A 20988-nucleotide genomic window follows, 5' to 3' on the forward strand; every position below is an offset into this window, starting at 1 on the left:
CGATTTTATGGTTTATTATTGTTTTAACCATACAAAGAAAACAAGGCAGGGTGACAACCCTATGACAGCCGGTTTTACTACAGGAAAAATATTTTGTATTTTATTTTAACCGGTAAAATAGTTGCGCTCTTTCCGGCGGGCCGGCGGCAAGGTATTTTTTTAGAAATTCCTTTTGCTCTTCACTGCGTTTACTGAGTGATGCCAGTTTTTTCCGGATGCCTTCCGTATTGTACTGGAAGTTTTCCACCAGCAACCCCATCTCATCTAATTTTTTATTGGCTTCAGTAATCAATAGGCTGATCGGCTCCAGCATGGTTCTTATTACCGCATCCGGTTTTTGAGGAAGAAATCCGTTATTACGGTACTGCACAAACAAATTGAAGACGCCGGTAGCCGTGTTCAGGTTATCCACTGCGCCGTTATATAATTGCATATCCTGTTCTCCTGCTATGATGGCAATATTCATTCTGTTATAACTTTGCCACAGCCTGAACATTTCACTATTCGCTCCCGCATTTTTCATACGCCGTTCAATAGCAAGATATTGTTGCAGGCTGTCCATCTGCAAAAAAGCTTTTACAGAATCTTTATACTGAAAGCTATCTTTATTTTTTGTTGCACTATTCCTGTAGCTGATAGGCTTTTCGAGCAGTTGCCAAAGCGGATCAAAGGGTATATGCGTTTGTATAAATACAGCAGGATGCACCATAAAATACTGAAAGCTGCCCTGCTGCCCCGTATCCCAGGTAGGGTCAAACAACCACCACTCCTCATCTATGTTTACAGCACACCAGGCATGGCCTGTATTTCCTCTTGCGCTAACGCCTATGGGGTAGCCGTAAATTACATAAGCAGTTAACCCGATCCTTGAAGCCAGGTCGGCAAACAGGTTTGCATAATTTTCACAAACACCTTTTCTTCTTCTTAATGTAGCGGCAATTTTTGTTTCATGATCCACATTACGGTTAAAATAGTAGGAACTATCATCGTTATACCGGATATTGGCGGTAACCCAGCTATAAATGGCCTGCAACTGCACTTTCGGAGCGTCATACCGGCTCCGGATATACGCTGCTAATGCGGCGGCAGACCGGCTGGCGGAATCAGGTACGGCAATAGAAAACCTGCTAAATACATCATAAGTATTCCACACCTGGCCGGTTGCAGTGCAGCAGCCCAGTAGCATACCATATATCAGCAGCCGGAATTTCATCTCCTAAAGTTATTGCAAAGAAAGGAGGAATGGAAGAGGGTGTTGGGTACACCCGGGGTGTTTCGGATGGTATGGTTTGAAATTAAATCTCCTTTCTTTCAATTTTATTTGGTTCTTCTTTTTTCTAAATCCTTTACGACCGCGGTTCAAGCAACTGGAAGAACTGGTCGAGCTGGGGAAGAATAACGATCCGTGTACGCCGGTTAACGGCTCTTCCTTCGGCTGTGGCATTATCTGTTAAAGGCTTATATTCACTTCTGCCGGCCGCAGCCATCCTGGAGGGATCCAGCGCATATTCATTTTGCAGGATGCGTACCACAGAAGTGGCCCTTTTAACACTGAGGTCCCAGTTATCAAGGAGTACTCCGCTCCGGTAAGGCACATTATCTGTATGCCCTTCCACCATAAATTCAATATCAGGCTGATTCTTCAGTACCTGGGCCACCTTACCCAAAACCGTTTTTGCCTCTGGCGTTACTTCGTAACGGCCGCTTTTGAACAGCAGCTTGTCTGAAATGTCTATGTACACTACACCTTTGTCTACCTTAATATTAATGTCTTCGTCATTGATATTGCCGATAGCGCCTTTTAAATTCATTACCAGCACCATGTTCAGCGAGTCCCTGCGGGATATGGCGGATTGCAGTCCCTGGATATATACATCTTTTGAACCAATATTGTCTAATGACTTCTTTATGCTTTCGGCCTGCGATGCGGAAATAACGGAAAGGTCCTGCAGTTGCCGCAGCGCCTGGGTATTGTTTTCTTTCAGGTAGGCCACCTGGCCTTTCAGGTTATCATTTTCTTTTTGTAAGTCGCCATTCTTACGGGTAGCCTCATCTTTGGCATCCGTACATGCTTTCAGGCTTTGCTGAATACTTACATACGTTGTGTTGAGGGCTTCATTTTTTGCCTGCTCTTCCCTGAATTTTTTGCTGCTCACGCAGGAGAAAAGAAAAAAAATACTTATTATGATAAGCGCTGGAAATTGGAGTTTCATAAAATTTAATTTTATGCTTCATAAATAATATGTGCAAGATAGTGCAAACGCTGAAGTTGTGCCCTTTTTACAGATTACAGGTACAGGAGCTTCATGGAAACTCATGCAGGTAGTTATGATATCCTGGTGGTGAATGCTATTTCAATAGCAATCAGTTACAGCGTAATGCTCACGAATGCTCCTCTTCAAACAAATCTGCGGCTATCCCGTCTGCAAATAACTTTCCGGCATTGGTAAGCTTTATGGTATTGTTCTTTACCACTATCTTCTCATTTATATAAGGCTGAGCGGCAAATAATATCCGTTGCATACATGTTTCACCAAACCCGCTTTGAATATGGCTGAGATCAATACCTTCCATAGTACGCAAGCTGGTCATAACGTATTCATTCAGCCTTTGTACAGTGGTAAGCCATTCTTTTTCTGCCGGAATATTATTTTGCAGGAGAGATTGGGTATATAAAGCGTTATTAGCTATGTTCCAGCTTCGGGTATCTGTTCCGTTGAAGGAATGTGCAGAAGGGCCGAAACCATAATAGGGTTTGCCCTGCCAGTAAGCAGTATTATGGCGGCTTCTTTTGCCCGGAAAAGAAAAATTGGAGATTTCATAATGTTCGTATCCTGCCCCTTCCAGCCAGTGCATTAACTGCATAAACTGCCTTACCTGTTGTTCCGGATCGGTATCCTGCATTTTGTTTTTGGCAATCATACGGTGTAATGCTGTTTTAGGCTCTACTGTTAGCGCATAACAACTTAAATGTGGGATATTAAAATCAATGGCTTTCTGTACATTTTGCTGCCATTTTTCATCGCTTAGTCCGGGTGAGCCGTAGATCAGGTCAATCGTAAGATTATCAAAGCCTGTATGCTGGGCCAGCCTGATACTATCGGAAGATTGTTCGGCTGTATGCGCACGGTTCATCCATTGCAGATCTTCTTCAAAAAAAGATTGAACGCCTATGCTCAGCCGGTTAATACCCATGCTTTTCCATGCGGTGAGCTGTTGCGCTGAAATGTCATCAGGATTCGCTTCTAATGTAATTTCCGCGGTATCGCTGATAGCAAACTTATGGTGAAGGGCATCTAAAATAGTATGCAATGTTTGCGGGGCTAACAAACTGGGTGTGCCGCCGCCAAAATAAATCGTTTCAACGCGGTTGTCGTTATGATAAACAGTACATAAAGCGATCTCCTTCAATAAAGCGTTTATTAAATCGTTCTTGAACCGGAGCGAAGTAGAGAAGTGAAAATTGCAGTATAAACAAGCCTGTCTGCAAAAAGGGATATGAATATATATACCTGCCAATGCTAAATGATTTTTGATTTCAGATTTATGCTTTTAGTTTTGTTAGTAATGAACCGGCTGCGCTGTTTTACCTGTTTAGTGTTTTTTGTGGTGCTGTCGCTATATGCAGGCGCCCAGGATAAGTACAGGCTTCATTATATTTTTACTGACAAAGATACCAGCTTCCGGCCTGAAACCTTAGGATTACGAACCACATTTACAGACCAGGCCAATTGCATTCAATATATTAACCAGGCAATCAGCTCGCTGCAGGCCAAAGGGTATATTACCGCATCGGCAGACAGTACGGTTTTTGATTCAACGGAGGCAAGGATATGGATATATGCCGGAAGTGTATACCAGTGGACTGAGCTCAGCACAGACAGTGCCGATAAAAAAATGCTTGCCGCAATAGGATGGAATAGTAAAGCGTTTGCCCATACTCCCTTAGATATTAACCAGGTGCGGTACTGGCAGGAGCGGATGCTTAATTATTATGAAAACAATGGTTATCCCTTTGCAAGAGTGGTGCTGGATAGCTTAACGGTGCAAAATGAGCAGGTGTTCAGCAGGCTTAGAACAGAAAAAGGGCCGGCGTATAAAATAGATAGCATCAGCGTGTACGGCAATGCTAAAATAGCAAACGCTTTTCTTCAAAAATATCTGGGTATAGCCAATGGGTCTGCCTACAAAAAAAACCGGCTTCAGGCTGTCAGCCAGCGGTTAATGGAGCTGCCCTACCTGAAGGAAATTAAAGCCTGGGATATAACAATGACCGGGTCGGGCTCGGTACTGAACCTGTATATTGATGCCAGGAAGAGCAGCCAGGTAGATGTGCTGGTAGGGTTTTTACCGGCGGCTGAAGGAACCGGAAGAACAAAACTGCAGCTTACCGGTGAGGCCAATATTAACCTCAAAAATGCATTAGGTAGTGGTGAAACCATTGGTGTAAACTGGCAGCAGATACAGGTGAAATCACCGCGGTTGCATTTACAATACGAGCATCCCTTTGTTTTTAATTCACCTTTTGGATTAGATTTCAATTTTGATCTGCTAAAAAAAGATTCCTCCTTCCTGAATCTGAATGCGCAGTTCGGCGTACAGTACCTGTCAACAGGCAAACAGAGCGGAAAAGTGTTTTTTCAAAGTTTCTTTACCAATGTGTTACCCGGAGGCATAGATACTGCACAAATAAAAGTATCTAAAAGGCTGCCTTCATATATTGATGTAACCAGCAATAATGTAGGTATACATTATATGTATAATAATACGGATTATCGGTTTAATCCGCGCAGGGGAAATGAGTTCACAATTATTACTTCGGCAGGTTTGCGAAAGATCAAACCTAATACGGCTATTGCCGGTATGAAGAAGGACGCCTCAGGTAATGATTTTGATTATGCTTCATTGTATGATACGCTCGATTTGCGCACTTATCTTTTAAAGCTTAACCTGCTGGGCGCACATTATTTTAAAACAGGCAAACAGTCGGTATTAAAGGCGGCTGTAAGCGGAGCCTGGTTATACACGCATGATCCTTTTAAGAATGAAATGTACCAGATAGGCGGCTATAAATTGTTAAGAGGTTTTGATGAAGAAAGTATTTACGCCAGCGCCTACGCAGTACTAACAGCAGAATACAGGGTTTTTATAGGACTAAACTCCTATTTTTTTGGATTTGCCGATGGCGCCTGGTCGCAAAACAACGCTTACGGTGAAATAGCACAAAAAGACCATACCTACCTCGGGGCGGGCATAGGTATGGCTTTTGAAACAAAGGCCGGCATATTTAATTTGAGCTATGCCATAGGCAAGCGGGATGATATGGCGCTTAATTTCAGGCAATCTAAAATACATTTTGGGCTGGTAAGCCTGTTTTAATTATAAGCGTTTGAAACAATGTATTATGATTCAGATATTTTTGCAGCACAAAACATTCAACAGTTGAGAAGGATCATTTTAATATGGGTTGCCATACAGGTTAGTTTAATTGCCGCAGTATCCGGGCAGGATGATTCTTCCGCAGTACAGCCGCCTGCTGCGTATGCACCGGATTCTTTAGCGCCTAAGCCAGTCAGGGAAAAAACCATTCCGGTTAAGCAGGTAAAGCCGGAGCCTGTATATACCGATACAGTACCGCAACCCGCTAAAAATGTTCCTGCTTCTTTGGGACCTTACGGGAATGCCCTGCTTCCCTATATTGCGGGTCACCCCTATTATAGTGTTAGCAGTGATGTTATTTTTATGCCTTCAAAGTGGCATACACCGGAGCGTAAAGATGAATTGTTTTATATTTTTTGCGGGGTCATATTTTTCCTTGGGATATTAAGGGTTGGCTTTCCCAAATATTTCCAGGATATATTCAATGTTTTCTGGCGATCGGCATTCCGGCAAAAGCAAATACGTGATCAGCTCCAGCAGGCTGGTATGACCACTCTGCTTTTTAATATCTTTTTTGTGTTTAGCGCTTCCCTGTTTAGTTACCTGGTTATTGTGTATACCACAAGTTATAAGATGCAGCCCTGGTTGTTATTTACTATCTGCTTTTTTAGTATAGCGGTTATCTATATCGGTAAATATTTCATTTTAAAACTCACCGGCTGGATGTTCGGTCAGCAAGCGGTGGCGGATTCGTATATTTTCATCGTTTTTTTAGTTAATAAAATAGTATCAATAGTATTAATACCATTAATGCTGATACTGGCTTTTGGAGACCCTGTATTTCAACAGGTAGCCTTTACGGTTTCAATTGTGCTGTTATGTACATTATTGATTTACAGGTTTATCCTTTCTTTTACAGGGTTGCATAGTAATGAACTGAGAATTAGCCCGCTGCACCTCGTTTTATACGTATGTGGGTTTGAAATTATACCGGTTTTAGTGATTTACAAACTCCTGTTACATTTGTTTGCAAGAAGTTCGTAACTTCGCAAAATCATTGCCTGATAAGGATAAGCATATAGTTAAACAGGAGAAAATGGCAGTAAGCAGTTCTACTATGTCTATTAAAAAGGTCCTGATAACCCAACCACGCCCGGATTCGGATAAATCCCCTTATTTTGAGCTGGCACGAAAACACAGTGTTGAGCTGGAGTTTTACCCGTTTATAAGGCTGGAAGGGCTTCCTTCTAAGGATTTTCGGAAACAAAAGATTGATATTGGTCAATATAGCGCAGTAATATTCACCAGCAGGCATGCTATTGACCATTTTTTTCGGATATGTGAAGAGCTGAAAATAGCCGTATCTCAGGATACAAAATATTTTTGCATAACGGAGGCCGTGGCTTTATATCTTCAAAAATTTATTCTTTACAGGAAACGGAAGGTGTTTTATGGCGCCGATGGAACTAATAAAAGCCTGTTTGATGTAATTAACAAGCATAAAGAAAACGAACAGTTCTTGTATCCCTGTTCTGAAAATCAGCAGGATAACGATATCATTAACTGGCTTAAAGCCAATAAATGCGAATTTGCCACACCTTTCATGTATAGAACCATCAGCAATGATGTGAAGCAGGTACTTGCAAAATTTGAATTTGATGTTATATGCTTTTTTACCCCAAGCGGAGTAAGAAGCCTGTTAGAGAATTTTCCCCGGTATAAACAAAATGGAACCAGGATAGGCGCCTTTGGAAATAACACTTCCAGGGCTATAGAAGAAGCAGGGCTAACGCTGCATATTAAAGCACCCGCTCCCGAAACCCCTTCTATGGTGGCAGCGCTTGAAAAGTATTTGAGTAGCAATAAAAAATAATTGTTTTCGAACTTCACTGAATGGGTGTGTTTACTAATCATCTCATACATGAAAGCAGCCCCTATTTGCTGCAACATGCGCACAATCCCGTTAACTGGTACCCCTGGAGCAAACAAGCCCTTCAAAAAGCAGCGGAGGAGAATAAGCCGATATTAGTAAGTATTGGTTACGCCGCCTGTCACTGGTGCCATGTAATGGAAAGAGAAAGCTTTGAAGATGAAGCCGTTGCGGCCTTAATGAATGAGCATTTCATTAACATTAAAATAGACCGCGAGGAAAGACCCGACCTTGACCATATTTACATGAATGCTGTTCAAACCATGACGGGCAGCGGAGGTTGGCCGCTTAACGTGTTTTTAACCCCTGCTAAGAAGCCGTTTTATGGGGGTACTTATTTCCCTCCTACCCCGGTATCCAACCGGCCTTCCTGGCGGCAGGTGCTGCAGGCGGTTATAAATGCTTTTCAGGATAAACGCGATGAAATAGAATCGCAGGCAGAAAACCTTACGGTTCACCTGCTGCAATCCAATACTTTTGGCATAACAAAGCCTTCCGGTAAAGAAAACACAACAGCCGCGCAGTTCAATACCATTTTTGAGCATATTATGCAGTCTGCCGATACTGCAGACGGCGGATTTGGAAGAGCGCCTAAGTTCCCCCAAACATTTACTATACAGTTTTTGCTGCGGCATTTTTTTTATACCCACAATGAAAAAGCCCTGCAGCAGGCTTTATTGAGCCTGGATAAAATGATTTACGGAGGTATATATGACCAGTTGGGCGGAGGATTTGCGCGGTATGCTACCGACAGTGAATGGCTGGCGCCTCATTTTGAGAAAATGCTTTATGATAATGCCTTATTGGTAATTGTACTGAGTGAGGCTTACCAGCTTACCAAAAATACATTATATGCAGATACGATACGGCATACGATGGACTTTATTGAACGTGAGCTGATGAGTGAAGAAGGGGGATTTTTTTCCGCATTGGACGCCGACAGCGAGGGCGTTGAGGGCAAATACTATGTTTGGGATAAAAAAGAGATTGAATGGGTATTGCAGGAAAACGCAGCTGTTTTTTGTAAATATTACGATGTAACGGAAGAAGGTAACTGGGAACATCAGAATATTTTAAGGGTACTGCAACCTTTAGATGCATTTGCCGCGCAAAATGGATTGGATAAAGAAACCATAGCGGCCGCTTTACATGACTGCAGAACCCGGCTTTTAGAAGTACGCCGGAAGAGGGTTCCCCCGCTATTAGACGACAAAATTCTACTGAGTTGGAACGCATTAATGAATATCGCCTGCAGTAAAGCATATGAGGCATTAGGGAACGAGCGCTATAAGCAAACGGCCCAAAAGAATATGGTATTCCTGCTGGGTAAGTTCAGAGATGAGCATACGGAAAATTGGTTGCATGCTTATAAAAACGGGGTAAGCAGGCATCCCGCCTTTTTAGATGATTATGCTTTCCTGGTTAAGGCCCTTATTTGTTTACAGGAAATTACCGGTAACCAGGATTATCTGCGTACAGCAAAGCAGTTAATGGAATTGATCATTGATAATTTTAGCGAAGCGGAAACAGGCTTCTTTTTTTATACGCACCGCAACCAGCAGGATGTTATTTTGCGTATAAAAGAAATATATGATGGCGCAACTCCTTCGGGTAATTCAATAATGGCTTGGAATTTGTATTATTTATCACTTGTTTTTGATAATGCCGGGTGGAGGGCAAGGGCTTCAGCTATTTTGGCTTCCCTAAGTGAAGTCATTGTAAAATATCCAACCTCGTTTGGGATGTGGGCGTCTGTAATGTATGATAATTTTTATGGGTTGAATGAAATAGCGGTGGTAGGTAATCGTTATAAAGATATTGCTTCAGGTATTTCAGCACATTATTTACCCAATAAAGTACTCCAGTCTGCTCCGGGAAATGATGCTGATTTTCCATTATTGGCCGGGCGGTATGCAGGAGGCAAAACCTATATCTATTTATGCCGTAATTATTCCTGCTTACAGCCGGTAGAAAAGGTAGTTGATTTAATGCAACTCATTGATGAAGAACGGAAAAGATAAAGGAGAAAAAGCACAATAACTTGGGGCGCCTATCGTTTATATCACTTGTATTTACGGGTAATTTTGACCCCGGACGCTAAAAAAAATATAATATTCAAAACGCCGAAAATTTAAATTAATATTTCATCTATATTTGTCCATATACCCTTTAAGCTATTTGTATGAAAATGAAAAGCCTCTTATTTAACCTCGTTATAATTGCTACGCTGAGTATGGTGTTTGCAAGTTGTGGCAAGTCGAAATCCTCTAAAGGCTTACCAAAAGATGGTCAGTTGCATGGAGTGGCGCCGGGTGGAAAGTATACGCTTCCCAAACCTCCGGGTATGATTTATATTCCCCAGGGAACGTTCCATATGGGAGCCAGCGATGAGGATATTAATTATGCATTTACCGCCCGTAATAAACAAATTACCATCAATGGTTTTTGGATGGACGAGACGGAGATCACCAATAATGAATACCGCCAGTTTGTAAACTGGGTACGTGATTCCATTGCCGGTGATAAACTGGGTTATAAATCCAAAGATGGCAACAGCCTCGACTGGAAGAAAATTCAAACCGTTAAGTGGAATGACCCCAAAACGCTTGAGCAGTTAGATGCCATGATTGTAACGCCTGATAACCGCATATTTGGCAAAAAAGAAATTGATGCGGGAAAGCTGGTTTATCACTCAGAAACATTCGACTATAAAGAGGCTTCCCGGAAGGAAAATGCAACACAGGCACGTTCTAAGTTTATTGTTAAAAAAGACATTCCTATTTATCCCGATACATTAGTTTGGATAAGAGACTTTTCTTACTCTTACAATGAACCTATGTCGAAAAGATATTTTTCTCACCCCGCTTTTGGTAATTATCCTGTAGTAGGGGTAACCTGGAAACAGGCTGTTGCTTTCACGGAGTGGAGAACTAAATATTTGAACAGTTTTCTTGAGTCTCAGAAAAGAACCCAGGAGTCTGATTTCCGGTTGCCTACTGAAGCAGAATGGGAATACGCCGCACGTGGCGGCCGTTCACAGGCGCCTTTCCCCTGGGGCGGTTATTACCTGAGAAATAAAAAAGGCTGTTTACTGGCTAACTTCAAACCCGGACGGGGTAATTATGCTGAAGACGGGGGGCTATATCCTGTTCGTGCAGACGCTTACTGGCCGAACGACTTTGGATTATACAATATGGCAGGAAATGTGGCAGAATGGACATCTTCTATCTTTTATGAAGGCGCTTACAATTTTCAGCACGACATGAACCCTGATATTCGCTGGAACGCAAAAGACAGTGATCCTCCCCGCATGAAACGGAAAGTTTTACGTGGTGGTAGCTGGAAAGACGTTGGCTATTTTCTTCAGGTGAGTACCCGCACATACGAATACCAGGATACAGCAAAATCCTATATTGGTTTCCGTTGTGTAATTGATCTTCCGCCATCCGGCAAACGCAGATAGAACGGGCGGCTACCAACCAATTGCTTAGCTTAAGATAACTGTACAATATCCAAACTATTTATGCTTGTGTAAAGTTATATAGGTTTATATAGCCCTGCACAGCATGATCATTACCTTTTGAAATCTAAAAAAGAAAAACCCTTTAAAAAAACAAAAACTCTCTTTTTTATGGCAGGCACAAACAGATCCACCGAAAGACTCGTTAACGTTTTAGTGTGTGTTGGCGCAGCAGTAGTAATTTTTGGCGCATGGGCCAAAATTCTTCACAAACCCTTTGCCGATGTTATGCTTACTGTTGGGCTTTTAACAGAAGCGGCAATATTTTTAGCCTACGCGTTTTTACCGCCTCCCGGTGGAGAAATGAAAGAAATAGCAGAAGCCTTTAAAGGCGGCGCTGTTAGCGGAGGAAACCCGGCCCTCGCATCTATGGACAAAATGTTGCAGGATGCGGCTATTAACCCTGCCAACCTGAAACGCTTAGGCGATAATTTCAGCAAGTTTGGATTAACAGTTGAAAAAATGTCTGACATAGCCGATATTACCGCAGTTACCGGTGAATATACCGCTAAAACAAAAGCCGCGGCCCAGGCGTTAGACACGGTTAGGGATGCTTACCTTGGCGCGGCCAGCACAGCTAAAACCTTTGGTGAAGCCTCTGAGTCAACCAAGCAATTTCACGACCAGGTACAAACGCTTACTAAAAATTTATCTTCTCTAAATACGATTTACGAATTGGAATTACAGGATACCAATAACCATTTAAAAGCAATGAATGGCTTTTACAGCAACCTGGTGCAGGCTTCACAAACCATGCAGGGTAGCGTAGAAGATGCTAAGAAAACGCAGGAACAAATTGGCTTACTGGCTAAAAATTTAGGTAGTTTGAATAATGTGTATGGTAATATGCTGTCTGCAATGCAGGGCAGATAATTTTAAACGGATGGATTGAATATTCAATCCATTGCTTATTAACCCTAGATTCGTATACATTAAATCCTGAAAAATCATGTCACTACCTAAAGAGCCACGGCAAAAAATGATTAACATGATGTATTTGGTGCTTACAGCAATGCTGGCACTAAATGTATCTGCCGAAATCATTAATGCCTTTAAAACGATTGACAGCAGCCTGGTAAAATCCAACAGCACGCTGTCTTCAGCCACATCAGAAATTTATGATGGATTTGCAGCCAGCCTGGAAGATCCCAAAACCCGTGAAAAAGCGGCCATCTGGAAACCTAAGGCAGACCAGGTAAAAGAGCTTTCTGCAAAGCTGACTGTTTATATTGATAATTTAAAAGACGGTTTAAAAAGAGGAAGCGGGTATAATCCTGAAAAGGGCGATACCACCTTTAAAATTGATAATCTTGATGCCGCTACCCGCATAATGGGTACCGAAGGAAAAGGAGAAGAACTCCGTTTGGCACTGGAACAGTATAAAAAAGATATTCTTGCTATTGATCCCGAAATTGCAAAAGAGTTTGACCATAGCTTGCCTGTGAATACGGAAAAGCCGGTTTCCCAGGCGGGTAATACCAACCAGGACTGGTCGGCCGCATATTTTCACATGACGCCAACTATAGCGGCGCTTACCATTCTTAGTAAATTTCAGAACGATGTTAAAAATACCGAGAATAAAGTGGCTTCTTTCTGTTTCAAGAAAATTGGCGATGTAAAAGTTATTTTCGACAAGTTTGAGCCCATGATCGGCGCTAATGCTACCTACCTGATGCCGGGAGAGCAATTGGAAATTAAAGCCGGGTTAGGCGCATTTAATGCCAGCGTTAAACCTAAAGTGTTTATTAATGGCAACCCGGTAACAGTGGGTGATAACGGTGTGGCAGACATTAAAATGCCTGCCGGCGGATCCGGTGGTCATAGCCTGAAGATAGATGTTAAATATCCCGATCCGTCTACGGGTGAAGAGAAAACCATCAGTAAAACATTTGATTATACGGTGGGTCAGCCTTCAGGCGTAGCCGTAATGGCCGATAAAATGAATGTATTGTATGTTGGTGTAGATAACCCCTTAACCATTACTGCCGGCGCGGGTAGCGAAAAAGTAAATGCTTCTATCAATAATGGGAGTGTTTCAAAAGCCGGCGGAAGCAAGTATATTGCTAAGCCTAAAGAACCCGGCACAGCGGATGTAAATGTGATGGTGGATGGTAAATCCGTAGGTAAGGTGGCTTTCCGCGTAAAATATCTTCCTCCTGCTACAGGTATGGTAGGTACTTTTGAAGGCGGGCAGGTATCTACCGCGCAGTTTAAAGCAATGGGCGGCGTAAGAGCCATGCTGCAAAACTCTGAATTTGAAGCTTTGTATGAAGTAGTTAGCTATACGATCGCTGATTTAAGCAGTGCAGATTATAACCCGGTTGCCAATAACGGCGCACGCTGGGGTGGAAGCGCGGCTTCATTGGTAAACAATCTGAAACCGGGAAGAGGCGTTTATATTGATAATATTAAAGCCAGGGGGCCGGACGGAAGAACGATCACTTTAAAACCATTATCGTTTATATTGAGGTAATACGCCTGTTTATATAAAGTTTTATCATTTGTTTTAGTTATTAACACTTTTGACCATGAAATGGAAATTTGCGAAATACGCTTTGCTGGCAGTGGCTTTTGGAATGGTGGTAAATGCCGCTGATGCGCAAACCACGCGGAAAAAAACCACGCGGAAGACAACCGCGCCTGCTAAAAAAACAACAGCCAAGAAAACGCAGGCCAATGTTGCCGATGCCAATCTTGGTGTTGCCAAGCAGGACACCATGATTGTAAAGGCGCCGCCAAAGCAGGATCCTTTAAAGATGGATACCATAAGAAAATCGCTTCGCAATGACAATGCAATTGAGATGAACCTTGTAAAGGACCGTACGCCATTGGCCTATGAGAATATTCGCGAAGACGATGCCATTTACAGGGAAAAAGTGTGGAGGGAAATTGATATTCGTGAAAAGGTGAACCTTCCCTTCCGTTATAAAGCGGATGATGATAACGGTAACCAGCGTTTTATTGCTATTTTACTCAATACCATTAAAAGTGGCGAGGTCACGGCTTTTGACGCGTCTATAGATGACCGCTTTACTACGCCCATGACATTGAGCCAGATTGGCTCAAAGCTGGCAGGTTCCTGCGATACCATAATGGTGCCTGATATGGAAAAAGATCCCACTTTATCGAAAGGCATTATGAAGCAATCTGTGGTATGCGAAGAGTTCAATATGGATGATATTACCAAATTCAGGATTAAAGAAGAATGGGTATTTGATAAAGAGTCTTCCAGGATGTACGTGAGGATACTGGGCGTTGCCCCGGTAAAAACCTACTTTGATAAAGTTACCGGGCAGGAAATTGGTTCTGCCCCCATATTTTGGGTATACTATCCGGATATGCGGCCTGCACTTGCCAAATATGAAGTGTATAATGGTAAAAACTACGGAGCGCGTATGAGCTGGGAAGAGCTGTTTGAAAGCCGTTTCTTTGGAAGTTATATTGTTAAGTCTACGCTTGATAACCCCTATGACCAATATTTAAAATTATATGTAAAAGACGATGTGCTTCGTTTGCTGGAGGGAGAAAATATTAAAACCACCATTTTTAATTACGAGCAGGATCTTTGGTCGTATTAACACGTAAAACATATATACTTGAAAAGGGGATTGCCAAACGGCAATCCTTTTTTGCGTTTTATGCTTTGCGGAACGAAGTTCCGGATGCGGTCGGTACGCAACAACGGAGCGTTAGACCGCATGTTCAAAACGGTATAACGCAAAGCGGGCGGTTAGGTAACAATATGGTTAATCCGAAGCTGATAAAAATACCCATATTTGGGTATTGCAGTATGAACCTGCTACAGTATCTTTACCTCGGTTTTTCATAGGATATTGGATTTTAAAAACGGGGCTGGATATCTATCCTGGCCCCTTTTTATTTTAAATATATAGCAGGTCTATTTCCCCTTTTTTTTGAAATGATCACAGATAAGCTGTGTTTTAGTATTACCGATAAGGGGGATTAGTTTCTCCGGAGCCGCATGTTCTATATTTTTAACTGATCTGAATGTTTTCAGCAGCAGGTCTGTGGTTGCTTTGCCAATGCCGGGTATCATCTCCAGTTCATTTTTAAAAGTTCCCTGGCTCCGTTTTTTACGATGGAAGGTAATGCCAAAGCGGTGCACTTCATCCCTGATCTGCCTCAGCAACTTTAAGCTGTCACTTCCCCAATCCAATTTTACCGATTGTTTGTCGCCGCTAAAAAATACTTCTTCTTCATTTTTAGCCAGCCCTATCACCGTCATTTTCCCATTCAGGTTCAAATCGTTAATGGCTTCAAAGGCAGCGCTTAGCTGGCCCTTGCCACCATCTATAATCACTAATTGGGGGAATGCCTGTTCTTCGGCAACCAGTCTTTTATACCGCCTGTGAACCGCTTCTTTCATCGTGGCAAAATCATTAATGCCTTCAACTGTTTTTACATTAAAATGGCGGTAGTCTTGCTTACTGGGAATACCCATTTTAAAACAAACCATTGCCGAAACCGGGAAGCTTCCCTGGAAATTGGAGTTATCAAAACATTCAATATGTTCCGGTAATTCCGGTAAAAGGAGATCCTTTTGTAATTGGTAAAGCACTTCCTTCTTCTCTGCATCTGTTTTTCCATCCAGTTGAAGCATCTTTCTTTTCTTTAACTCTTCCTGGAAGTAGTTCACATTTTTTTGTGAGAGATCCAGCAACTTTTTCTTGTCTCCTGCTTTTGGTACTGTAATGGTAACGCCCTCCTGGGGATAATGTATGGGGAAGGGTACAATCAATTCCGGGGCATTGCTGTTAAATGTATCTCTTAGTTCGGCAATCGCAAATTCCAGCACGTCTGTAGCCGTTTCATCTAATTTCTTTTCAAGTGTAATTGTTTTGGTTTGTATGATGGTACCATTTTCCACCATCAGGTAGTTTACATAAGCTATTTTTCCTTCTTCTAAAATAGAAAACACATCCATAGTACCCAGCTTATTGTTCACTATGGTTGATTTTGACTGGTATTGCTGCAAATGCTCAATCTTTTTTCTTATCATTTCAGCCTTTTCAAATTCCATCTTTTCCGAATGCACCTTCATTTCTTCGCTGAACTTATGTATCACCGGCGATAAATTACCTTTCAGCAGGTTCTTTATCTGCAATAACCCTTCCCGGTAGTCTTCCGCTGTTTGCAATCCTTCACACGGGCCTTTACAGTTGCCTAAGTGATATTCAAGGCAAACCTTAAATTTTTTCTTTTGTATATTTTGCGGGGTAAGATTGAGTTTGCAGTTACGCAAGGGTATATTTTGCCTGATAAACTCCAGCAACTCTCTCACTTTTCCTACAGAAGTATAAGGCCCCAGGTATTCCGATCCGTCATTGATCTTTCTGCGCGTAAGAAAAACACGTGGAAAATGCTCGTTCTTTATAACAATGTAAGGAAAGCTTTTATCGTCCTTTAGCTGGATATTATATTTGGGACGAAACTGCTTGATAAGGCTGTTTTCCAGCAAAAAAGCATCCTGCTCCGAATCTACAATAGTAAATTCTATTACATGTATCCGTTGCACCAGCTCATGAGTTTTATAGCTGGCAAGATTTTTATTGAAATAGGAACTGATTCTTTTTTTTAGATTTTTAGCTTTACCTACATACAGCAATTCATGTTCTTCATTGTAGTATTTGTAAATGCCCGGCTGCGTGGGTATAGTATGCACAATTTGCTGAAAGGATGCTGTAGTCATAATAATTCAAATGCAAAATTAGTTGAATTATTAATGAAAGCGGTTTACGGCTAATCCCTGTCATCCCATACATACCGTTCAAGAATGACCACTTCAGACTGGTCTTTTTTTTGTACCAGTGTAGTAACCTGGCAGTTACGGTTAGCGGTCCATAACATTTTTTTTGTTATAGTGCTGTCCGTGCCCGGTATCATTTTTTCGATATAGATATTTTTTACACCTGTATTCTCCTGTTTCAGTAAAATATCCGCTTTCCGGATCACTGCTGTTTCGTTTTTGGCTATATAGGTCAGTGTCATTGTTCCGAGTGTGGCATCAATAAAAGATGTTTCGTCATATTGAGGTTTCAGTTCGGGTGAGCCTATATCCGGCGTTATAAATGTTGCGGCAATAGCTTTAAAGTCTTTTTTTTCTACTACGGAAGTGTCTGTAACATGATTTATGGTTGTATATTTTAAAACGGCCAGGGGCATGGAATCAATGTACATAAGCTGGCTGTTTATAAAGCTGCCGATAGGATAAAATGCTTTGGCGGTAGTATCTTCGTGTGTACCGGATGACGCGGGGGTGTTATTCCTGCAACTGTAAAGCCAGCAGGGTAATAAGATCAGAAAAAGGAACAGTTGTTTTTTCATTTGCTAAAAGTAGTAAAACAAATGATTGAATAGAAGGGAAGGAAATATCGTATTAACGATACAGGATAGTCTTGTATTGTATAAAGATGTGGGGGCTTATCTTATCGTTTTTGTTACGCCGATTTTGAATCCAAAATCAACTAAGTATTCTTTAACGGGGTATTCACTTTTGTAGCTTGATATAAGCTGATACCTCAGTTGCGGTCCGGCCTGCCATTTAAATGATCCCATATTATACGATACATAGGTTTCTACACCTGCATTAATATTCCATTTCCGTATAAGTGAAGGATCCTGACCATACCGTTTGAAATCGGTGGAAAGCAGATAAATGTTGTTGGCGAAATTATATACAGGCTGAGCGCTGGCAGCGATATTCCATTTTAAGGTTGAGTTGCCCAGTACTCCCCACTCAAAACCAACCGGCAAAGACACCTGGAAATATTCATTGTTGTACCAGGATGATCCGCTGCCGCTGAAATTCTGTAAAGTAGAGATAACATTTATAGAGTCTGTTCCCAAAGGATTGGAAACAACTGCAAGCGTGGTTTGTTCAGGCTTGGAAGCATAAGCCCTGAGCTGGTACCTGGAGTAGTTCAATTGCAAACCGGCCCTTAATAAAAAATTATCAGTTAATTTATAAATAACGTTAGCTCCAACTTCTGCGCCGATTGCGGGTTTATGCGTAACTAAGTTATTTACTGAAGTGCTTTTTTGGGTGGTACTGTAGGGCACGCCTTTAAACACATCTGTGACTTCAGTAATGTCACTGGTAAGTTTTCTGTAGCTTACGGTAGGAGAGAAGAACAGTTGCCATTCAAACTTTGATTTTTTGAATACTTCACCACCCCATAACACTTTCTTAATCTTTCCTTCCTCATCATTTTCATCGGCTGTTTTGTCAAACTTTGGCTTTGCCATTGCTGTGTTTATATGATCTGGTAGCGTTTCAGAACCTTCTATTTCCCGACCTCCGTTGTCTGCATAGCTGTTATCGCCATCATCGCCGGGGTAGAGTGACGGGTTTACCGGCTGGATTAGTTTTTTAGAAAAAGGTGTTCGCGTGGATAGTGGCTGATCAACAGCTTTACCGGCATCGTTTATAACTGAAGGAATAACAGATGCAGACCCGGATTTATTTAACGCTGTACCCGGAGCGATGGACCGGCCAGCGGATTTAAAATGATCGTTATTAAAAGTAAGCAACTTATGGGCAGGAGCAAAATTGTGTGTATGATAGTCAATAAACACGGCAGTGCCAAGCAGTAGCAATAATGTTAATGAAATGTACGGCCATTTTTTCCTGGGATGAACAGACCGCTGAATATTGTTCCATACTTTATCAGATGGATACATTTTGTATTGATCAGCCTTCTCCTTCAGGAATTCATCAAACTCATCTATATGAATATTTCTCTCCATAGTCAGTCCCTTGGTATATCAGTAACAGGTTAGCAGCTTTGGTTTATATAATTTACTTTATTTTCTTTTCTTTTCTTATTACGGGTTTACAGCCACCAGCTCTAACTTTGAAGCATACTGTGGTAAAATATGTTTTTTTACGAGTATATCTTCCAGCATTGCTTTTGCTCTTGTATATTGTGATCGGCTGGTGCTTTCTTCAATATCAAGCATCATGGCAATTTCACGGTGCGAATATCCTTCCACCGCGTAAAGGTTCAGTACAGTACGATAGCCGATGGGCAGCATTCTGATACATTCCACCACCTGTTTTGCCTGTACAATAGACGGAACGCTTTCCTCACGGATATGTACACCCGATGCATGTATAAGATCTACACTTTCCGTAAACTTTTTGTTCTTTTTCAGATTGTTGATACAGGTATGAACAATAATTTTCCTGATCCATCCTTCTAATGCGCCCCTGCTTTGAAATTGTGTTAACTGTCCAAAAATCTTAATAAAGCCTTCCTGCAACATATCTTCCGCATCCTCCCGGCTTTTAGCGTACCGATAACAAACAGACAGCATCTTAGGACTATACCGGTAGTATAATTCCTGCTGTGCTGTTGTTTGGTTCCGTAAACAGCCTTTGAGCATTGCCTCTTCAGTCATGAAATCAATATTGATTCCACGTAAGTTAGACAATTTTCTGATACGATGTGCTGCCCGGGGTAGAAAAAATTTGATTTTTGATAGCCTCTTTTTTATGGGGCAGGCAGTGGTTGCTCCATGAGTACTTTGCCTGTCATTTGAGCCGGAATTTTCAGTCCCATCATTTGTAAAATAGATGGAGCCAGATCGCCCAGCTTACCGGCATTGATTTTCCCTTTCCAGTTCTTATCTATAATAAAGAAGGGAACAAGGTTTAATGTATGCGCGGTGTTCGGTGTTCCGTCTTTATTAATAATATAATCGGCGTTGCCATGATCTGCCGTAAGAAATATGGTATATCCATGTTCCAGTCCTGCGGTTACTATTTTTTCCACACAGCTATCTACTGTTTCCACGGCTTTAATTACGGCTTGCCAAACCCCGGTATGACCTACCATATCCGCATTGGCGAAGTTGAGACAAATAAAATCAGCCGTTTCATTTTGTATTTCCGGGAGCAGGGAGGCGGTGAGTTCGTATGCGCTCATTTCGGGCTTCAGATCATAGGTGGCTACTTTTGGTGAGGGAGCCATGATCCTTTTTTCTCCTTCAAAAGGGGTTTCGCGGCCACCGCTGAAAAAGAAGGTTACGTGGGGATATTTTTCCGTTTCTGCAATCCTGATTTGCTTTAGTCCGTTAGCGGCTATTATTTCTCCCAAAGTGTGGGTAAGGTTATCGTTCTGAAATATAACGTGTACATTTTTATAGGTTTTGTCGTATTCCGTCATGGTCGTATACTCCAGGGCAAGGGTATGCATAGTATACTCCGGCATATTGGTCTGGGTAAGCACTTCGGTAATTTCCCTGCAACGGTCGGTCCGGAAATTAAAGCACAGCACTGCGTCTCCCGGCTTAATTTGTCCTCTTCCGGCAACCCGTTGCCTTTTAATAATGGGCTTTATAAATTCATCGGTAATATTTGCCGTATAAGATGCTTCAATAGACTGAACAATATTATCGGTTTGTTCTCCCACGCCGTTTACAAGGGCATCATAGGCTATTTTTACTCTTTCCCAGCGTTTGTCCCTGTCCATCGCGTAATAGCGTCCTGTAACGGTGGCTATTTCGCCGGTTGTTTGCGCAAGATGTTGCTGGAGGTCTTTAATAAAGCCGAGCCCACTTTTAGGGTCGGTGTCGCGGCCATCGGTGAATGCGTGAACAAAAACATCATCAAGCTTTTCTTCCTGGCATATGCCTGCAATGGCTTTGAGGTGATTGATGTGTGAATGAACGCCTCCATCGCTTACCAGTCCTAACAGGTGCAGTGATTTTTTTTGTGCTTTAGCGTAGTGTATAGCATTCAATAAAGCTTTATTGTTCCTGAGTTCTCCTGATTTGATGGCTACATTAATGCGCTGCAGTTCCTGGTATACAATCCTTCCTGCGCCCAGGTTTAAATGGCCCACTTCACTGTTACCCATTTGTCCATCGGGTAAGCCAACCGCTTCGCCACAGGTAACAAGGGTAGTATTAGGGTATTTGTTGTAAAGCGAACTAACAAAAGGTGTTTTGGCGTTTTGAATGGCATCGCTGGATTTTACTTTACCCAGGCCCCAGCCATCCATAATGATCAGTATTACTTTTTTGCGTTTCATAGCGCAAAATTACGCTATTTGACTACTTTTTGATTTATCCTTTTATTGACTTTATTCACTAATATTGTTTATTGATAAGTTTACAGACATGGTAAATGACAAAT

16 protein-coding genes are annotated in these 20988 nt (G+C 41.9%); 8 read left to right on the top strand and 8 right to left on the bottom strand.

Going from position 1 to position 20988, the window contains the following annotated elements; translation table 11 throughout:
* Positions 1-100: 100 nt before the first annotated feature.
* The 3 genes from VL121_RS01140 to hemW form a co-directional block, all read right to left on the bottom strand.
* Positions 101-1213 carry a transglutaminase domain-containing protein gene (locus VL121_RS01140; RefSeq protein ID WP_325401280.1) on the bottom strand — a complete coding sequence of 371 codons (1113 nt, stop codon included), beginning with the start codon at positions 1211-1213 and terminating at the stop codon, positions 101-103.
* Positions 1214-1346: 133 nt separating this feature from the next.
* The gene (locus VL121_RS01145) at positions 1347-2213 is read right to left on the bottom strand and encodes an OmpA/MotB family protein (RefSeq protein WP_325401282.1); all 867 of its coding nucleotides are present in this window, start codon (positions 2211-2213) and stop codon (positions 1347-1349) included.
* A gap of 169 nt (positions 2214-2382) precedes the next feature.
* Positions 2383-3519 carry a radical SAM family heme chaperone HemW gene (hemW, locus tag VL121_RS01150; RefSeq protein WP_325401284.1) on the bottom strand — a complete coding sequence of 379 codons (1137 nt, stop codon included), beginning with the start codon at positions 3517-3519 and terminating at the stop codon, positions 2383-2385.
* Positions 3520-3546: 27 nt separating this feature from the next.
* On the opposite strand from hemW, the gene VL121_RS01155 reads away from it, so the two are divergent.
* The 8 genes from VL121_RS01155 (at position 3547) to porN (ending at position 14407) form a co-directional block, all read left to right on the top strand.
* A complete protein-coding gene (locus VL121_RS01155; RefSeq protein ID WP_325401286.1) occupies positions 3547-5379 on the top strand; it encodes a POTRA domain-containing protein in 1833 nt (610 codons plus the stop codon).
* Positions 5380-5397: 18 nt separating this feature from the next.
* A complete protein-coding gene (locus VL121_RS01160) occupies positions 5398-6423 on the top strand; it encodes a DUF4271 domain-containing protein (protein WP_325401288.1) in 1026 nt (341 codons plus the stop codon).
* A 52-nt stretch (positions 6424-6475) separates the two neighbouring features.
* On the top strand, positions 6476-7252 hold the full coding sequence (locus VL121_RS01165; RefSeq protein ID WP_325401290.1) for a uroporphyrinogen-III synthase: 777 nt from the start codon (positions 6476-6478) through the stop codon (positions 7250-7252).
* A 20-nt stretch (positions 7253-7272) separates the two neighbouring features.
* Positions 7273-9330, top strand: coding sequence for a thioredoxin domain-containing protein (locus VL121_RS01170; RefSeq protein ID WP_325401292.1), 2058 nt, complete (start codon positions 7273-7275; stop codon positions 9328-9330).
* A 167-nt stretch (positions 9331-9497) separates the two neighbouring features.
* On the top strand, positions 9498-10772 hold the full coding sequence (porK, locus tag VL121_RS01175; RefSeq protein ID WP_325401294.1) for a T9SS ring complex lipoprotein PorK/GldK: 1275 nt from the start codon (positions 9498-9500) through the stop codon (positions 10770-10772).
* A 168-nt stretch (positions 10773-10940) separates the two neighbouring features.
* Complete coding sequence (gene porL, locus VL121_RS01180; protein ID WP_325401296.1) at positions 10941-11702, top strand: type IX secretion system motor protein PorL/GldL; 762 nt, start codon at positions 10941-10943, stop codon at positions 11700-11702.
* Between the two features lie 76 nt (positions 11703-11778).
* Positions 11779-13302: a type IX secretion system motor protein PorM/GldM gene (gene porM, locus VL121_RS01185; protein WP_325401298.1), complete on the top strand. Its 1524-nt coding sequence runs from the start codon at positions 11779-11781 to the stop codon at positions 13300-13302.
* A gap of 55 nt (positions 13303-13357) precedes the next feature.
* Positions 13358-14407, top strand: a complete 1050-nt coding sequence (gene porN / locus VL121_RS01190; protein WP_325401300.1) for a type IX secretion system ring subunit PorN/GldN — start codon at positions 13358-13360, stop codon at positions 14405-14407.
* A gap of 320 nt (positions 14408-14727) precedes the next feature.
* Here the strand turns inward: porN and uvrC are convergent, their stop codons facing one another.
* The 5 genes from uvrC to gpmI form a co-directional block, all read right to left on the bottom strand.
* Positions 14728-16539 carry an excinuclease ABC subunit UvrC gene (uvrC, locus tag VL121_RS01195; RefSeq protein WP_325401302.1) on the bottom strand — a complete coding sequence of 604 codons (1812 nt, stop codon included), beginning with the start codon at positions 16537-16539 and terminating at the stop codon, positions 14728-14730.
* A gap of 50 nt (positions 16540-16589) precedes the next feature.
* Complete coding sequence (locus tag VL121_RS01200; protein ID WP_325401304.1) at positions 16590-17174, bottom strand: hypothetical protein; 585 nt, start codon at positions 17172-17174, stop codon at positions 16590-16592.
* A 96-nt stretch (positions 17175-17270) separates the two neighbouring features.
* Positions 17271-18596, bottom strand: coding sequence for a hypothetical protein (locus tag VL121_RS01205; protein ID WP_325401306.1), 1326 nt, complete (start codon positions 18594-18596; stop codon positions 17271-17273).
* Positions 18597-18674: 78 nt separating this feature from the next.
* On the bottom strand, positions 18675-19250 hold the full coding sequence (locus VL121_RS01210) for an RNA polymerase sigma factor (RefSeq protein WP_325401308.1): 576 nt from the start codon (positions 19248-19250) through the stop codon (positions 18675-18677).
* A gap of 92 nt (positions 19251-19342) precedes the next feature.
* Complete coding sequence (gpmI, locus tag VL121_RS01215; protein WP_325401310.1) at positions 19343-20884, bottom strand: 2,3-bisphosphoglycerate-independent phosphoglycerate mutase; 1542 nt, start codon at positions 20882-20884, stop codon at positions 19343-19345.
* Positions 20885-20988: the final 104 nt, after the last annotated feature.

This window comes from Agriterribacter sp., assembly GCF_035497235.1.
Taxonomy (GTDB): domain Bacteria; phylum Bacteroidota; class Bacteroidia; order Chitinophagales; family Chitinophagaceae; genus Agriterribacter.